The organism is Bartonella sp. AA97HXZ, from assembly GCF_042196985.1.
In the GTDB taxonomy this organism is placed as follows: Bacteria; Pseudomonadota; Alphaproteobacteria; order Rhizobiales; family Rhizobiaceae; genus Bartonella.
Genome location: NZ_JBHIRC010000006.1, coordinates 75967 through 90992 on the forward strand (window position 1 = coordinate 75967; position 15026 = coordinate 90992).

Sequence of the window (15026 nt, forward strand, 5' to 3'; positions counted from 1 at the left end):
CAAAAAAGAAATGGAACTATACAAATTTATGACTATAAAACATAGCAATAAACTTAATATAGAACCATTTACAAAAAGAACTTATTAACTTCAAATATTGTAAGAATAACACAATATTTTGAAGTTATCATAATAGAAGAGAGAAACAATTTCTCTTACAGAAAAATTATCGAGAATAAAATTCAACAACCAGATTAGGTTCCATTTGCACAGCATAAGGAACATCTGCAAAAGCAGGAATACGTGTAAAGGTTGCTTTCATCTGTTTATGATCTGCTTCAATATAATCAGGGACATCACGTTCTGCCAATTGCACTGATTCTAACACTAAAACAAGTTGTTTCGATTTTTCCCGAACCTCAATAACATCACCGGGTTTACAACGATAAGATTGAATGTTTGTGCGCCGCCCATTGACATTAACATGACCGTGATTGATAAATTGGCGAGAAGCAAAAATCGTAGGTACGAATTTTGCACGATAAACAACAGCATCCAAACGTGATTCTAACAGACCGATAAGATTTTCGCCAGTATCGCCCCGTCGACGAGCTGCCTCTTCATAGGTTTTATGAAATTGTTTTTCTGAAATATCTCCATAAAACCCTTTCAATTTCTGTTTAGCGCGCAACTGAACCCCATAGTCAGAAAGTTTTCCTTTACGACGCTGTCCATGCTGACCTGGACCATAATCACGACGATTGACAGGAGATTTTGGACGCCCCCAAATATTTTCTCCCATACGACGGTCAATTTTATACTTTGTTGTTTCGCGTTTACTCATCGCATTTCCTTATAAAATAAAACACGAGATCTTAAGACCCCAAGGAAACGCGCCCTCCTCTGCCTTTAAATACTAAAGACTGACAGAATACCTTAACATATCAATATGCAAAGTTATCCACGGGACACGTCAATTAATGCTATTTTCTTGAAAAAATAGCTAGATCATCATTATTGGTCTCGTAACCCAAAGTCAACTCCTTTCATGAGTTTTAAGCCAAATCCTTTAAACAAATTCTCCGTTAAAGAAGTGATATTTTTTGATGTCAACAACGCAAAATCTTGATATTTCTTTATATATTGATGGTGTATCTTTCCCGACAATGGTAATAAAGATCTGATATGTTTGGCGATCGCTTTCGCCGGATCAATCCACTCAACGGACCATAAAGCATGTTCACGAAAGAAATTAATCAAAAAAGGATAATGTGTGCAGGCTAAAACAATAACATCCGTATATTGTCCATTTTTTTCCACAAAACATGGCAGGATTTCTTTTCTTAACTCTTCTGAATCGATAGATTTTCCACGTAAATAATCTTCAGCAAGTCCAGCCAGCTTTTTACTTCCCACAAGCTGAACATGACACTGTCCAGCAAAAGAGTTAATTAATTCATTTGTATAAGCACGTTTAACTGTTCCAGGAGTCGCTAATACGGAAATAAAACCAGATTTTGTTTGTTCAGCAGCTGATTTAATTGCAGGAACCGTTCCTACAAAAGGGACATGAGGAAAATTCTGTCGTAAATCTGCTATCATCAGTGTAGAAACAGTGTTGCAAGCAATCACACATAAAGCTGGATTGTAACGTGTTAAAAGATTTGTAAAAATCTTCAAAATATGCTCTTTCAAAATATTTTCTTTCCAATTTCCATAAGGAAATCCTGCATCATCAGCAACATAGATAAATTGCATATCGGGGATAAGAATACGCGCTTCCCTGAACACTGTTAAACCACCAATACCGCTATCAAAAAAAAGAACAGGTCGTTCATCCATTAGTTTTCACACTTATTTTTAATTTTTTTACGATCACGCTCTTCCGGTGCTCTACTCCCCCGTGGATATTGTGGCGAAAAATGATCCAAAGAAGATATAATGCCTCGCAATAAACGAACCTCAGGTTCACTAAAGTTAGCGCGCGTAAAAACAGAGCGCAAATTTGCAAGCATTACTTCTTTACGTTCTGGTGGTCTAAAATACCCACGGATATTCAAAGCCTCTTCTAACTGAGATAAAAAACCATGGAATATTGTTTTATTTGCAGGTTCCATCTCTGCTGCACGAAATGCCGTATCGCTGACATTCTCTAAACCAGCTTTCATCCATTCGTAAGACATTAAAAGAACCGCTTGCGCAATATTAAGTGACGCAAAAGCAGGATTAACTGGAAAAGTAATAATTTCATCAACAAGGCTGATTTCATCATTTTCTAGTCCCCATCTCTCTCTTCCAAAGACAATCCCAGTCTTATGTCCGATACTTTCACGCTGACGTAATACGCTTGCTGCTTCGACAGCACTTTTTACAGTTTTAAATCCACATCTTTCACGTGCTGTTGTGGCAAAAACATAGTGTAAATCTGCAATTGAATCACGCAATGTGTTAAAAATCACAGCATTGTTAATGACATGATCAGCTTTACTTGCAGCAGCTCTAGCTTTTTCATTTGGAAACATTTCTCGAGGATTGACTAATCGAAGCTTAGAAAGTCCAAAATTTGCCATTGCCCTTGCGACCATACCAATGTTTTCAGGAAGCTGCGGTTCAACTAAAATAATAATGGGACCATTTGTTAAATTTTCACGATTCCTATTCGTTCCTGCCATCAATTTTACCTAGTTTCACTTAAACTATCTCCCTCTCCACTATTTTTACGAAACCTTTTTCACAATACTCTAATGCTGTTTAATAATAAATTATAGATAATCTATCTTTTCATTCAAAGATAATAGTTTCTAAACCTAATAATAAATTTTAAAAGCCATTAAAGTGAACGATGGAATTTATAACAATTTATATAAGATATCGTAGCGTTTTTTACATCAATTTTATCTTTTTTAATAGGGAACAGCCCCTATAAATCATAATCTCAGTTGAATTATGAAATCATAAATCCTAAAAAAGGGATATGCACTTTATTCCCAAACTTTTTCCTGCAAAGCTTATCCGTCGTTATAAACGTTTCCTTGCGGATGTTCAACAAGATGATCAGCATGTCCTCACCGTGTCTGTACCTAATACAGGATCAATGCTTGGATTAACAGCTTTCAATACCAATATTTGGCTTTCTTATCATAACAACATCAAACGAAAATATGCCTATCAATTAGAAATTATTGAAGCCGATAATACTTTGGTTGGCATTAATACGTCTTTACCCAATAAACTTGCGTTAGAAGCAATTCAAAACGGATTACTACCAGAATTAAATGGATATAAAACAATTTTAAAAGAACAACGCTATGGGACACAATCACGAATTGACTTTCTTTTACGTGATGACATTCTTCCTGATTGTTACCTAGAAGTCAAAAATGTTCATTTTATTCGTCAGAAAGGATTAGCAGAATTTCCTGATAGCGAAACAAAACGTGGTGCACGTCACCTTGATGAGCTCATAGGAGTTGTACAACAAGGAAAACGAGCTGCTATGCTTTATATTATTCAACGAGAAGATTGCTCAGCTTTTACAATTTGTCATGATCTTGATCCACTCTATGGACGTAAGTTTGATTTAGCATTAAAATCAGGAGTAGAATGTTATGCTGTAAAGTGTCATGTAAGTGTAGAAGGCATTTTTCCGATTCAGAGAGTAAAAATAGAAAATAGAAGAAACAATGATTGAGTATATCGAATATAATAAAATCCCTTTAAAATTTAATGGAAAAATCCGCATTTTCGATGATTATGCTTTTGCTAAAATGCGTGAAGTTGGTCGTATTGCTGCAGAATGCCTTGATGCGCTTACAGATATTATTAAGCCGGGTGTTACTACGCAAGAAATAGATGATTTTGTATTTATTTTTGGAGCTAAGCGAGGAGCACTTCCTGCTGATCTAAATTATCATGGATACAGCCATTCATGCTGTACATCTATCAATCACGTTGTCTGCCATGGCATTCCCAATAAAAGACCTTTGCAAGAAGGTGATATTGTAAATGTTGATGTAACCTTTATCCTTGATGGTTGGCATGGGGATTCAAGCCGAATGTATCCTGTTGGAAAAATTAGGCGTGCAGCAGAACGCTTGCTAAAAATAACCTATGAAAGTCTTATGCAAGGAATCGCTGTCGTTAAGCCTGGAGCAACGACAGGTGATATTGGGGCAGCCATTCAACAGTATGCAGAATCTGAACGCTGTTCAATTGTGAGAGATTTTTGCGGACATGGTATCGGCCAACTTTTTCATGATGCTCCCAATATCCTCCATTATGGAAATCCTGGAGAAGGAATTGAATTAAAACAAGGTATGATGTTTACAATTGAGCCTATGATTAACCTTGGTAAACCACAAGTTAAGATTTTATCTGACGGTTGGACTGCTGTTACCCGTGACCGCTCTCTGACAGCACAATATGAACATACAATTGGTGTTACAAATGAAGGGTATGAAATATTTACACAATCTCCTAAAAATATTTTTTATATTCCAAATTCCCATACCTAACGCAATGTAGAGATGTTATGGCTAAAAAATTAAATCAAAAGGAAGGTACTCAAAGTAATCACTTTGCATTAACATCGAGTTTTCCACTCACCCCAGTATCAGAAAGAAAAAGTGAAGAGCCTCAGAAAAACGCACAGCTTCATAAACATTATCAAGGCCATCGTGAACGTCTTCGGAAGCGCTATTTAAAGTCAAAAGGAAATGCAATTGAAGATTATGAATATCTTGAATTATTGCTTTTTCGCACAATACCCCGTGCAAACACAAAACCCATAGCTAAAAATTTGATAGCACGTTTTGGTTCATTAGCTGATGTGTTGGGAGCGGATATTCACCGACTTCAAGAAATTCCAGGATGTGGTCCCGCCACTGCAGTTGATTTAAAAATTATTTCAGATGTTGCTGGACGTCTTGCTCGTGCGCAATTGTTTAAGCGCGATATTTTTTCATCATGGGATAAAGTGTTAGCTTATTGTAAAGCTGTTATGGCTCACGAAACACGTGAACAATTTCGTATTTTGTTTCTTGATAAGAAAAACGGCTTACTTGCTGATGAGGTGCAACAAACTGGAACCATTGATCATACCCCTGTTTATCCTCGTGAAGTTATTTCTCGAGCTTTAGAGTTATCCGCATCAGGACTTATCTTAGTCCACAATCACCCTTCTGGCGATTCCACACCCTCTAATGCAGATATAACAATGACATATAGATTAAAAGATGCAGCAAATGCATTAGGCATTATTATCCATGACCATCTTATTATTGCACGAAATAACCATACGAGTTTTAAAGCGTTAAAACTTATATAAATCTTATGGGATAAAAAAGACTTCATTCAACTATGAATAACGAATCAATTTTCTAAATCAATATCTAATATAGCCATTGAGAAATTATAGGAGAGCTCATCTTCATCTTCATCTCGATAGATAATGCCTAAAAACTCATCTCCCATATAAACCTCACAAGAATCACTCTTTTTAGGCCGTGCTCTGACTTGCAATGCTGAGTTTTGGAATATATTTTTAAAATAATTATCAAGTTTTTTTATTTCATCAGCATTCACTATGCTCTCCTGTTTTTTTGAAACGATTAAAATAATTGCGTGTCGTGCAAATAAGACACTCTTATGATTCTGTAAAGTCAGTAAAAAAGCATAATCTGAATATTTACTTAATATTACATATATTCACAACGTTCTTTATACATTCATAAAGAACGTTTACAAAAGGAGTCTATCATTATTAAATATACCCGTATAGATTAAAAAATGGCAAAAAAACTGTATATTTTTAATAATTTTACTTTATCTCCAATTTTAGCCTCTGTATTTAAAATGCATATTCGTAAGAATAAATTGATCAATAATTTATAATTTTGTTTATTTTATAAAAAATATAAATAAAAATATTTTTTTATTTAAAACTACATTTTTTAGCAAAAAATATTTATTACATCATTCGAAAATAATTCTTTTTAATAACCTTTAAAGTATAATTATCTAATCTTAGAAGAATTACGTCTCTGGAAAATATACAAAATAAGCTAATAAGAGTTTATTTTTCTTTTCATTTTTTATAAAAACTTACGTCACAACAAAAAGATTTTTTAATAAGCTTTTTTCAATTTATACGAAATAAAAATATTGGGTATTTCTGTAAATTCTAAAAGCTATGAAGAGTTCTTATTTTATAGGATAACGAGAAAGAAAATCGATAACGCCTTTTTTATAAACTTTATCGCCTACAGCAAGCATATGATCTCGATCAGGAATTGATAAAGCTTCACCACAAGGCAACAAGGCTGCCAATGGCTCTGCATCACCGCCAATTTCATCTAATGAACCAACGGCAACAAGTGCTGGTTGTTTGATTTTGTAAACTTCAGACGCCGTTAACTCCTGTTTTGATGTAATGATACAAGCAGCAAGAGCACGCCTATCGCTTTTCGTTTGATCTGCAAATTTACGGAACATTAAACCGCGCGTATTGGTAATAGTGGAAATATCTTCTGCTAAAAGGGCCTCAGCAACAGGCTCCCAATTTCCTGCTCCCGTCACCATACCAATACCTAAACCACCAAAAATAACACTGTGTACATATGTTGGATGCAAAAGAGCCATGAAAGCACTAATACGAGCCCCCATAGAATATCCCATAACATGGGCTTTAGATAACTCTAAATGCTGCAGTAACTTTACTGCGTCGCCAGCCATAGCTTGAGGTGTATAAAAGATAGGATCATAACTTTTAACTGAATCTCCGTGACCGCGATTATCAAGAGCAATAACACGATATCCTGCTTCAGTGAGAATACGAAACCAACCCGTTGCATACCAATTCACCCGTGCAGAAGATCCAAAACCATGGATCAACAAAATAGGCGCGCCCTGCCCTTCTTCTCGATAAGCAAATCGCAAACCATTATATTCAAAAAAACGAATATCTTCAGCGGTCATTTTTTATTGCACTTTCCACAAAGTACAGGATGAATAACACGTTGTCCTTTTTGTATCTTTTTTTTAGAAACTTCACCAGCGTTAATTTCAAGTGCAAAAGCTGCAGGAACTTCTGATGAAATGGTATTTGTTGAAAGTGGAGAAGTATTTTCAATAATCGATACAATAATTCCCTCAGAGTTTAAGAAAATCATATCTAAAGGTAAAGGCGTATTTGCCATCCACATAAAAATTTTCTGCTCATCTCCCGATCGAGAACTTTTTAGCTGCTTAAAGAGCATTGCACGATCGCGTGGAAAATCAGTTCGATACATTAAACCAGCTGCTGCTTGAGATGGCGTAAAAGCAATCTCTACCTTATAAAAAACCGGACCTTGCTTTGTATGTATTTCTAAAGGAACCGGATGCACAGGAATCTCTATGGGCTCCTTTGCTACAACAACACGCATATCTAACATAAAAAGCATCACCAATAAAACAATATGCCCCTTTTTAAAAGGCTTTAACATTCTTGTCTCCACCACAGAAAAATTTTAAATTTTGTTTCTAAAATAAAAAGTACCAGAGTTTAAAAGTCAAAAAACAAGAGGATTGCTTCCTTGTTATTTTCTAGTTTTTTTCAACGTAATATGCGAAATTTTCTTCATTTGGTTTATGGATTAACGAGAGCCATATTTTCTTTAAAAATCTACCTCTATAGCAATTTACGGAATAACCATCTTTAAAAATATAGAAAACACACTGATTTCACTCGTGAAATTCAATGCGTAGCTAAAGGAATGCCTATGTCCGGATAAATCTCTGCTGTCATTAAACCTTTTTCTCCTTTACCAAAACGTACAAGAACAACTTGGCCGGAACGAAGCTCTGCTAAACCAAAACGGCGCAATGTTTCCATATGAATAAAAATATCTTCTGTTCCTTGCCCTCGGCTAAGAAAACCGTATCCTTTGTCACGATTAAACCATTTAACAATTGCTCGTTCTAGTCCACTTTCTGGAGTAACAACAACATGGGTACGGGCAGGAACTTCTGATGGATGAATTGCTGAAGAACAATCTATGGATTTCACCTGAACGCACTTTAACCCTCGTTCAGTTTTTTCCACAGCACAAATGACTTTAGCTCCCTCTAAAGCTGTTTGAAAACCATCCCTTCGCATTACCGTAACATGCAATAATATATCTGGAAAATGAGGTAAATCAGGTACAATAAATCCATACCCCTTACTACCATCAAACCACTTAATGACACCACTGATTTCGATAATCTCCCCACAAGCACCTATACTATCCTCAGATGGGGAACAATCCTTTAATGCATCCTTACTCGTCATAATAACGTGATCCTGTAGCTTATAAATTGTACGATATTGATTCTCTAGGTTTAAGTAAACATTGCTCTTGTATCAACACGCAAGCCCCAAGATAAGATTTCCCCACATTGTCGTATCTTCTATGTTAATGTCAGAGAATATCAACATGAATATTTATAAAACTATTTGATTGTACACTTTACATACCTTACAAGGAGTGCCCTACAAAAGAGGTCATATACAAAGTTTTTTTACATAATGATATTTTGATTAATGTGTAACTTGCATGATGAAGAAGTTCAATATAAGGTGAAAAAACGACAATTCAATTAAGGAAAATGCGCAATGCAATTGAAGAAAATCCTTACGATAATCACAGCATTTATGGCATTTACAGCAAATGTTTATGCGAGTGAACCTATTAAGATTGGTGTTTATCTTCCATTAAGTGGTCAAAATGCATTTGGAGGGCAGCTTGAAATTAGAGGTATAGAATTAGCCCATAAAAAAGTTCCAGAAATTTTAGGACGTAAAGTGGAACTTGTTATTATTGATAATAAATCTGATAAAGTAGAAGCGGCTAATGCTGTTATGCGTTTAACAGCAAGTGAAAAAGTGAGTGGAATCATTGGTAGCTATGGTTCTTCACTTTCGTTAGCAGGTGGTGAAATATCTGAAAAGGCAAAGACTCCAACCATTGCAACGTCCTCAACAAGTCCCCTTGTTACACAGGGTAAAAAATATTACTTTCGTGCTTGCTTTATTGATTCCTATCAAGGAGTAGGAATCGCAACTTATGTAAGCCAAACTTTACACGCAAAAAAAGCTGCTATCCTTAAAGATATTTCAAGCGATTATGCCATTGGTCTTGCAAGTTATTTTACGCGTGCTTTCAAAAAATTAGGTGGTGAAGTTATCTCAAATTTAAATTATAATTCTGGAGATCAGGACTTTTCAGCTGTTCTCACGCAAATTATCGCCCAGAAACCTGATATCTTATTCATTCCATCTTACTTTTCTGAAGGTGCTATCATCATGAAACAAGCACGAGAATTAGGGGCGAAGTTTCAAATTATGGGTGGAGATGCTATGGATAATCCAGAAACCATTACGATTGCAGGAAAAGCTGCAGAAGGTTTCTTACATACGACACTTCCCTATAGTGAGGATATGCCAAATATGTCAGTAGCTGCGCAAGAATTCACAAAAGAATGGAAAAAAGCTTACCCAGACAAAGAGCCAAATATCAATTCTGTTTTGGGATACACGAGTTATATGATGTTCATGAAGGCTATTGAAAATGCTGGTAGCACTGATCGTGAAAAAATTACTATCGCACTTAGCCAATTAAAAGATTTTCCTACCCCCTTTGGGGATATGTCAATGGATGAAAATCATAATCCTAAAATTCCTATTGGTATCATTAAAATACAGGATGGAAAACGTGTTTATTTAGAAGAAGTTAAACCTGCTTTTTAATTAAAAAGTTTTACTTACTAAAATGCAAGAATTGGTTGAGGATTTTTTTCTCAACCAAAAACTTAGAAATTTCTTATTGTCCTATGTAAATTAACAAATGTGGAAGGATGAGAGATGAGCACTGAAATGTTCATCCAGTACTTTTTTAATGCACTGGCATTGGGATCTCTTTATGGGCTTATTGCTATTGGCTACACCATGGTCTACGGTATACTGAGACTCATTAATTTTGCTCACGGTGATATCTTTATGCTGGGAGCATACTTTGTTTTCTTTTCCACAATTGGCTTTATGCCTGCGTGGGCAGCTTTTCTTCTTTTGTTCCTTGCTGCTCTTGTTTATTATTCGGTCTTTATAGGCTTTAAAAGGCGTCCTCCAATTTATTGGATTGCTGCTTTTTTAATTCTTGCGCTAGGATTTGTTTATTATTTTAAAATTTCCCCGCAAGACTTTACACCGATTTGGGTTTTAGCTCTTTGTTTTTCCATTTTTATTACAAGTGCTGTGGGTGTTGCTGTTGATCAATTTGCTTATAAACCTCTACGCCATGCTCCGCGTATTTCGGCACTTATCGGTGCAATTGGTGTTTCTTTTTTTATTGAAAATCTTGCTACTGTACTCTTTAGTGGTGTTCCGAAAGGTGTACAACAGCCAGACTTTCTTGTAACACCATTTTTATGGCATCTAGGATCAGGAGCAGATGGTATCATCAGAATTGCTCCCATGTCTCTGATCGTTCCCTTTGTGTCATTAATTCTTATTTTATTACTGTTATGGATTATCCATAAAACAAAACCGGGTCTTGCTATGCGCGCAATCTCCCATGATATTGAAACAACACGTTTGATGGGTGTGTCTGTCAATAAAGTTATTGCGCTTACATTTGGAATAGGCTCAGCTCTTGCCGCCATAGCTGGCATTATGTGGTCTTTACGTTATCCTCAAATTCAGCCTTATATGGGTGTTCTTCCTGGTCTTAAAGCATTTATCGCTGCTGTTATCGGAGGTATTGGTTCGATACCAGGTGCAATGTTGGGAGGATTATTATTAGGGTTTATTGAAATTATGATTATCGCATTTTTCCCCGCGCTATCTGGGTATCGAGATGCCTTCGCTTTCATTTTATTGATTCTGATTCTATTGATATTACCCACAGGATTAATGGGTAAAAGAAATCAGGAGAAAATCTAATGGCAAAGTCAGCGACAACTGTTTTATCGTGTATAAGTGTTTTAGTTCTCATAGGTTTTTTATTTTATGCTGATAGCCATTTTAATGACTATACGCTTCGTATCATCAATCTGATTGCTATTAATGCGATATTGGCAATTTCGCTTAATTTGATTTATGGTTTCACAGGTATGTTTTCTCTTGGACATGCTGGATTTATGGCTATTGGTGCTTATGTTTGCGCAATTTTACTTCTTTCCCCTGAACAAAAAGAAATGATGTGGATTCTTGAGCCTATTGCTGAACCATTATATCATTTACAGTTACCTTTTTTTATCGCTGTTGTTATAAGTGGTTTGTGTGCTGCTGTTGTAGGTTTATTAATTGCTTTACCAATATTGCGTCTTGGTGGCGATTATCTTGGAATTGCAACATTAGGTTTTGCGGAAATTATTCGCATTGTCATTACGAACGCAACATCGCTCACAAATGGCTCTTTGGGAATCAAAGGAATACCTCAAAATGCAACATTATGGTGGAACTATGGTTGGCTAGCATTTACAGTTCTCTTTATTGTCCTCTTACTGCAAAGTAATACTGGTAACGTATTACGTGCTATTCGTGATGATGAAATAGCTGCGAAAACTATGGGAATAAATGCTTTTTTCTACCGTAGTTTTTCCTTTACTGTTGGAGCATTTTTTGCAGGTATAGGTGGCGCATTAATGGCGGCTCTTATTTCAACCATTGATCCCAAAATGTTTAATTTTCTTCTGACTTTTAATATTTTAATGATTGTTGTTGCTGGTGGTCTCGGTTCAATTACAGGGAGTATTATTGGCAGCATTATTATTACAGTCATGCTTGAATGGCTTCGTATTATTGAAAGTCCATTTGACTTAGGTTTTATACATATTCCAGAAACCCCAGGGCTTCGTATGGTTGTTTTTTCTCTTTTATTGCTGGTAATTATCTTGTTTTGGAGAAAAGGGTTAATGGGACAACGAGAATTTTCATGGAATGGAATTTATAGCTTTTTGACACGCAAAAAGCTTTCTAATACTGAGAGAAAGCTATGAACGACAATATCCTTTCACTCAATAATATTGTAATGCGTTTTGGCGGATTAGTTGCTGTAAATAATGTTAATATGGCAATTAAACGAGGAAGTATTACTGGATTAATTGGTCCCAATGGTGCTGGAAAAACAACAGTTTTCAATATGATTTCTGGATTTTATGCTCCTACAAGCGGCACCATTCTTTTTGATGAGAAAAAAATTTCTGGAGCGTCTCCTTATATTATCTGTAGAAGCCATATTGCCAGAACATTTCAAAATATTCGTCTTTTCTCAGGGTTAACGGTTTTGCAGAATGTTATGGTAGGAGCGCATGTTCGACAAAAATATCCTTGGTTTTCGTCAGCTCTCTTTTTTTCAAAAGCAATAAAAGAAAAGAAGGAAGTTTATAAAAATTCCTTGGAGCTCCTTGAACAGCTACAACTTGATCATCTTGCCAATCAATCGGCAACAGCTTTACCTTATGGTGTGCAACGACGTCTAGAAATTGCGCGTGCGTTAGCCACAAAGCCCAAATTGCTTCTTCTTGATGAACCTGTTGCTGGCATGAATCCACAAGAAAGTGAAGATCTTAGAAAATTCATAGCAAAAGTGCAAAAAGACTTTGATCTTACAATTCTTCTTATTGAGCACGATATGAAAGTGGTTATGGGGCTTTGCCAACATATTTTGGTTATGGAATATGGCTGTTGCATTGCCAGTGGTACACCAGATGAAATTCGTAATAACCCTAAAGTTATTGAAGCTTATCTTGGCGGAGATGTTTATGGATATTCTTAAAATAAAAAATCTTTATGTTCATTATGGCGCCATTAAAGCTGTCCAAAATCTTTCTATGTCCATAAAGCGGGGCAGTATTGTCACTTTAATTGGAGCCAATGGTGCAGGAAAAAGCAGTATTGTACGTTCTATTACAGGGCTTAATCGCTCTGTTTATGGAGAAATTACCTATAATGGCAAATCTATTATAAAAAAATCACCAGAAGAGATTTTGCGATTAGGGATTGCTCTAAGCCCTGAAGGACGACGTATCATGCCCCATCTCACTGTTTTAGAGAATCTTCATCTAGGCGCTTATATTCGTCACGATAAGCAGGGAATTTCCCGTGATATTGAATGGATATTTGACCTTTTTCCGCGCCTACGTGAAAGAGCAAAACAGTTGGGAGGAACAATGTCAGGTGGTGAACAACAGATGGTTGCTGTGGGCCGTGCACTCATGAGCAATCCTGATATGGTCATATTAGATGAACCCTCGTTGGGGTTAGCACCACTTCTCGTTCGAGAAATTTTTTCGATTATTCGAAAAATTAATGATATGGGAAAAACTGTTCTTCTTATTGAACAAAATGCATTTGCTGCACTTTCCATAGCTGACTATGCTTATATTTTAGAGGTAGGACATATTTTATTTCACGGTGAAGGAAAAACTATGCTCTCTGATTCGCGTGTTAAAGAAGCCTATCTTGGTGGGTAAGACTACGAATTAAGGAAATAGAGCTCATCCCTCCACCTTTTAAAAAAGCATTTCTTATTAAGGATGAGAAATGCTTTTTTGTGAATTTTGACTATTACATCCACCATTTTTCTGCACTGAATATTCCTGCTTCTTGTTCAATAATGTGCGCTATCTGAAAAATGACTTCTTCAGAAAAAGGTTTACCAATCAATTGCAATCCTAGAGGTAAACCATTTGATGACAGACCAGCAGGAACAGAAATTCCTGGTAAACCAGCCATATTAACTGGTACCGTAAAAATATCATTAAGATACATTGCTACAGCATCATTTTTTATTTTTTCATCAGCAATACCAAAAGCAGGTGTTGGTGTTGCTGGTGTCAAAATAGCATCAATGCCTGAAGCAAAACATTGATCAAAATCACGTTTTACGAGTGTTCTTACTTTTTGAGCTCTTAAATAACAGGCATCATAATAACCTGATGAAAGAACATAAGTCCCAACCAGAATGCGCCGTTTGACTTCATCACCAAAACCAACAGAACGCGTATTTTCATACATCTCAATGATGTCTTTTCCAGGCATGCGCAAACCAAAACGCACACCATCATAACGCGCTAAATTAGAAGAGGCTTCTGCAGGAGCTATAATGTAATAAGAAGGTAGAGCATATTTTGTATGGGGCAAAGAAATATCTTTAATCTCAGCACCTGCTTCTTTTAACCAATTTATTCCTTTTTGCCAAAGCTCAATAATTTCTGGAGACATTCCATCCACATGATATTCTTTTGGAATACCGATTTTCATTCCTTTGATTGATTGACCAAGATAACTTTCATAATCAGGAACTGGTAAATTGACGGAAGTAGAATCTTTTTCATCAAAAGAGGCCATTGATCTGAGTAAGATAGCACAATCACGAACATCTCTAGCAACAGGTCCAGCTTGATCAAGAGATGAAGCAAACGCGACAACGCCCCATCGCGAACAACGTCCATAAGTTGGCTTTATTCCTACAGTCCCAGTAAAAGCTGCTGGTTGACGTATTGAGCCACCTGTATCGGTTGCAGTTGCACCAGCACAAATTTGTGCAGCAACAGCGGCTGCGGATCCCCCCGAAGAACCACCGGGTACGAGTTTTTCATTTGAGCCTTTTTTTCTCCATGGACTAATAACAGGACCATAATATGATGTTTCGTTGGATGAGCCCATAGCAAACTCATCCATATTAAGTTTTCCTAACATCACAGCACCATCTTGCCATAAATTAGCCGTGACAGTTGATTCATAGTGCGGTTTAAAACCATCAAGGATATTTGAACAGGCTTGAGTATGAACACCATAGGTTGCAAAAAGATCTTTAATCCCCAAGGGAATTCCTTCCAAAAGCCCTCCCTGCCCTCTCGCTAAGCGACTATCTGATTCAGCAGCCATTTTCATTGCCTGTTCTGCTGTTATTGTTACATAAGCATTCAAAACTGGATTAGCTGATTCTATTGCTTGTAAATAAGCTTCCGTTAATTCTGTTGCTTTGAGATTTTTCTTTATTAAAGCATCACGAGCTTGCGCAATTGTGAGAGTTGTTAAATCAGTCATATTGGTTCTCAAA

Annotated in this window: 15 protein-coding genes and 1 pseudogene; 8 read left to right on the plus strand and 8 right to left on the minus strand. The window is 36.3% G+C overall.

Annotated features, from left to right (window positions below; all coding sequences use genetic code 11):
- Nucleotides 1-166: 166 nt before the first annotated feature.
- From rpsD to ACFINE_RS04950, 3 genes and pseudogenes are all read right to left on the minus strand, one after another.
- The gene (gene rpsD / locus ACFINE_RS04940) at nucleotides 167-784 is read right to left on the minus strand and encodes a 30S ribosomal protein S4 (protein ID WP_273722651.1); all 618 of its coding nucleotides are present in this window, start codon (nucleotides 782-784) and stop codon (nucleotides 167-169) included.
- 170 nt (nucleotides 785-954) lie between these two features.
- The gene (murI, locus tag ACFINE_RS04945) at nucleotides 955-1782 is read right to left on the minus strand and encodes a glutamate racemase (protein ID WP_375621265.1); all 828 of its coding nucleotides are present in this window, start codon (nucleotides 1780-1782) and stop codon (nucleotides 955-957) included.
- A pseudogene (locus ACFINE_RS04950) lies at nucleotides 1775-2612 on the minus strand (RNA methyltransferase). Before ACFINE_RS04950 ends, murI begins: the two are co-directional and overlap by 8 nt.
- A gap of 302 nt (nucleotides 2613-2914) precedes the next feature.
- Between ACFINE_RS04950 and sfsA the strand changes: the two are divergent.
- The 3 genes from sfsA to radC are packed head-to-tail and all read left to right on the plus strand — an operon-like array spanning nucleotide 2915 to nucleotide 5266.
- On the plus strand, nucleotides 2915-3631 hold the full coding sequence (gene sfsA / locus ACFINE_RS04955) for a DNA/RNA nuclease SfsA (protein ID WP_375611922.1): 717 nt from the start codon (nucleotides 2915-2917) through the stop codon (nucleotides 3629-3631).
- Entirely contained in the window at nucleotides 3624-4454 is an 831-nt protein-coding gene (gene map, locus ACFINE_RS04960) for a type I methionyl aminopeptidase (protein WP_375621266.1), read from the plus strand. Before sfsA ends, map begins: the two co-directional genes overlap by 8 nt.
- 17 nt (nucleotides 4455-4471) lie before the next feature.
- Nucleotides 4472-5266, plus strand: a complete 795-nt coding sequence (gene radC, locus ACFINE_RS04965; protein ID WP_375621267.1) for a DNA repair protein RadC — start codon at nucleotides 4472-4474, stop codon at nucleotides 5264-5266.
- Between the two features lie 44 nt (nucleotides 5267-5310).
- On the opposite strand, the gene ACFINE_RS04970 is transcribed toward radC, so the two are convergent.
- The 4 genes from ACFINE_RS04970 to ACFINE_RS04985 all read right to left on the minus strand — a co-directional run bounded on the left by ACFINE_RS04970 (nucleotide 5311) and on the right by ACFINE_RS04985 (nucleotide 8251).
- Nucleotides 5311-5523 carry a DUF3126 family protein gene (locus ACFINE_RS04970; protein WP_375621268.1) on the minus strand — a complete coding sequence of 71 codons (213 nt, stop codon included), beginning with the start codon at nucleotides 5521-5523 and terminating at the stop codon, nucleotides 5311-5313.
- A gap of 618 nt (nucleotides 5524-6141) precedes the next feature.
- Nucleotides 6142-6915 (minus strand): alpha/beta fold hydrolase, encoded by a 774-nt coding sequence (locus ACFINE_RS04975; RefSeq protein WP_375611926.1) that lies wholly within the window; start codon nucleotides 6913-6915, stop codon nucleotides 6142-6144.
- The gene (locus ACFINE_RS04980; RefSeq protein WP_375621269.1) at nucleotides 6912-7424 is read right to left on the minus strand and encodes a DUF192 domain-containing protein; all 513 of its coding nucleotides are present in this window, start codon (nucleotides 7422-7424) and stop codon (nucleotides 6912-6914) included. Before ACFINE_RS04980 ends, ACFINE_RS04975 begins: the two co-directional genes overlap by 4 nt.
- 251 nt (nucleotides 7425-7675) lie before the next feature.
- The gene (locus ACFINE_RS04985; protein WP_273791031.1) at nucleotides 7676-8251 is read right to left on the minus strand and encodes a cold-shock protein; all 576 of its coding nucleotides are present in this window, start codon (nucleotides 8249-8251) and stop codon (nucleotides 7676-7678) included.
- Nucleotides 8252-8575: 324 nt separating this feature from the next.
- Between ACFINE_RS04985 and ACFINE_RS04990 the strand changes: the two genes are divergently transcribed.
- The 5 genes from ACFINE_RS04990 (at nucleotide 8576) to ACFINE_RS05010 (ending at nucleotide 13434) form a co-directional block, all read left to right on the plus strand.
- Nucleotides 8576-9709, plus strand: a complete 1134-nt coding sequence (locus ACFINE_RS04990; RefSeq protein ID WP_375621270.1) for an ABC transporter substrate-binding protein — start codon at nucleotides 8576-8578, stop codon at nucleotides 9707-9709.
- 114 nt (nucleotides 9710-9823) lie between these two features.
- Nucleotides 9824-10900: a branched-chain amino acid ABC transporter permease gene (locus ACFINE_RS04995; protein WP_375621271.1), complete on the plus strand. Its 1077-nt coding sequence runs from the start codon at nucleotides 9824-9826 to the stop codon at nucleotides 10898-10900.
- Nucleotides 10900-11958, plus strand: a complete 1059-nt coding sequence (locus ACFINE_RS05000) for a branched-chain amino acid ABC transporter permease (RefSeq protein ID WP_375621272.1) — start codon at nucleotides 10900-10902, stop codon at nucleotides 11956-11958. Before ACFINE_RS04995 ends, ACFINE_RS05000 begins: the two co-directional genes overlap by 1 nt.
- Nucleotides 11955-12737 (plus strand): ABC transporter ATP-binding protein, encoded by a 783-nt coding sequence (locus tag ACFINE_RS05005; RefSeq protein ID WP_375621273.1) that lies wholly within the window; start codon nucleotides 11955-11957, stop codon nucleotides 12735-12737. Before ACFINE_RS05000 ends, ACFINE_RS05005 begins: the two co-directional genes overlap by 4 nt.
- Entirely contained in the window at nucleotides 12724-13434 is a 711-nt protein-coding gene (locus ACFINE_RS05010; RefSeq protein WP_273791026.1) for an ABC transporter ATP-binding protein, read from the plus strand. The genes ACFINE_RS05005 and ACFINE_RS05010 overlap by 14 nt, the downstream gene beginning before the upstream one ends.
- 94 nt (nucleotides 13435-13528) lie before the next feature.
- On the opposite strand, the gene gatA is transcribed toward ACFINE_RS05010, so the two are convergent.
- Nucleotides 13529-15013, minus strand: a complete 1485-nt coding sequence (gatA, locus tag ACFINE_RS05015) for an Asp-tRNA(Asn)/Glu-tRNA(Gln) amidotransferase subunit GatA (RefSeq protein WP_375621274.1) — start codon at nucleotides 15011-15013, stop codon at nucleotides 13529-13531.
- Between the last annotated feature and the right edge of the window lie 13 nt (nucleotides 15014-15026).

What these genes read in the sequence shown, in the direction of transcription:
- ACFINE_RS05000 (WP_375621272.1), top strand. Translation starts at nt 10,900, where the DNA reads ATGGCAAAGTCAGCGACAACTGTTTTATCGTGTATAAGTGTTTTAGTT.
- ACFINE_RS04995 (WP_375621271.1), top strand. Translation starts at nt 9,824, where the DNA reads ATGAGCACTGAAATGTTCATCCAGTACTTTTTTAATGCACTGGCATTG.
- murI (WP_375621265.1), bottom strand. Translation starts at nt 1,782, where the DNA reads ATGGATGAACGACCTGTTCTTTTTTTTGATAGCGGTATTGGTGGTTTA.
- ACFINE_RS04975 (WP_375611926.1), bottom strand. Translation starts at nt 6,915, where the DNA reads ATGACCGCTGAAGATATTCGTTTTTTTGAATATAATGGTTTGCGATTT.
- gatA (WP_375621274.1), bottom strand. Translation starts at nt 15,013, where the DNA reads ATGACTGATTTAACAACTCTCACAATTGCGCAAGCTCGTGATGCTTTA.
- ACFINE_RS04990 (WP_375621270.1), top strand. Translation starts at nt 8,576, where the DNA reads ATGCAATTGAAGAAAATCCTTACGATAATCACAGCATTTATGGCATTT.
- rpsD (WP_273722651.1), bottom strand. Translation starts at nt 784, where the DNA reads ATGAGTAAACGCGAAACAACAAAGTATAAAATTGACCGTCGTATGGGA.
- ACFINE_RS04985 (WP_273791031.1), bottom strand. Translation starts at nt 8,251, where the DNA reads ATGACGAGTAAGGATGCATTAAAGGATTGTTCCCCATCTGAGGATAGT.
- ACFINE_RS05005 (WP_375621273.1), top strand. Translation starts at nt 11,955, where the DNA reads ATGAACGACAATATCCTTTCACTCAATAATATTGTAATGCGTTTTGGC.
- sfsA (WP_375611922.1), top strand. Translation starts at nt 2,915, where the DNA reads ATGCACTTTATTCCCAAACTTTTTCCTGCAAAGCTTATCCGTCGTTAT.
- radC (WP_375621267.1), top strand. Translation starts at nt 4,472, where the DNA reads ATGGCTAAAAAATTAAATCAAAAGGAAGGTACTCAAAGTAATCACTTT.
- map (WP_375621266.1), top strand. Translation starts at nt 3,624, where the DNA reads ATGATTGAGTATATCGAATATAATAAAATCCCTTTAAAATTTAATGGA.
- ACFINE_RS05010 (WP_273791026.1), top strand. Translation starts at nt 12,724, where the DNA reads ATGGATATTCTTAAAATAAAAAATCTTTATGTTCATTATGGCGCCATT.
- ACFINE_RS04980 (WP_375621269.1), bottom strand. Translation starts at nt 7,424, where the DNA reads ATGTTAAAGCCTTTTAAAAAGGGGCATATTGTTTTATTGGTGATGCTT.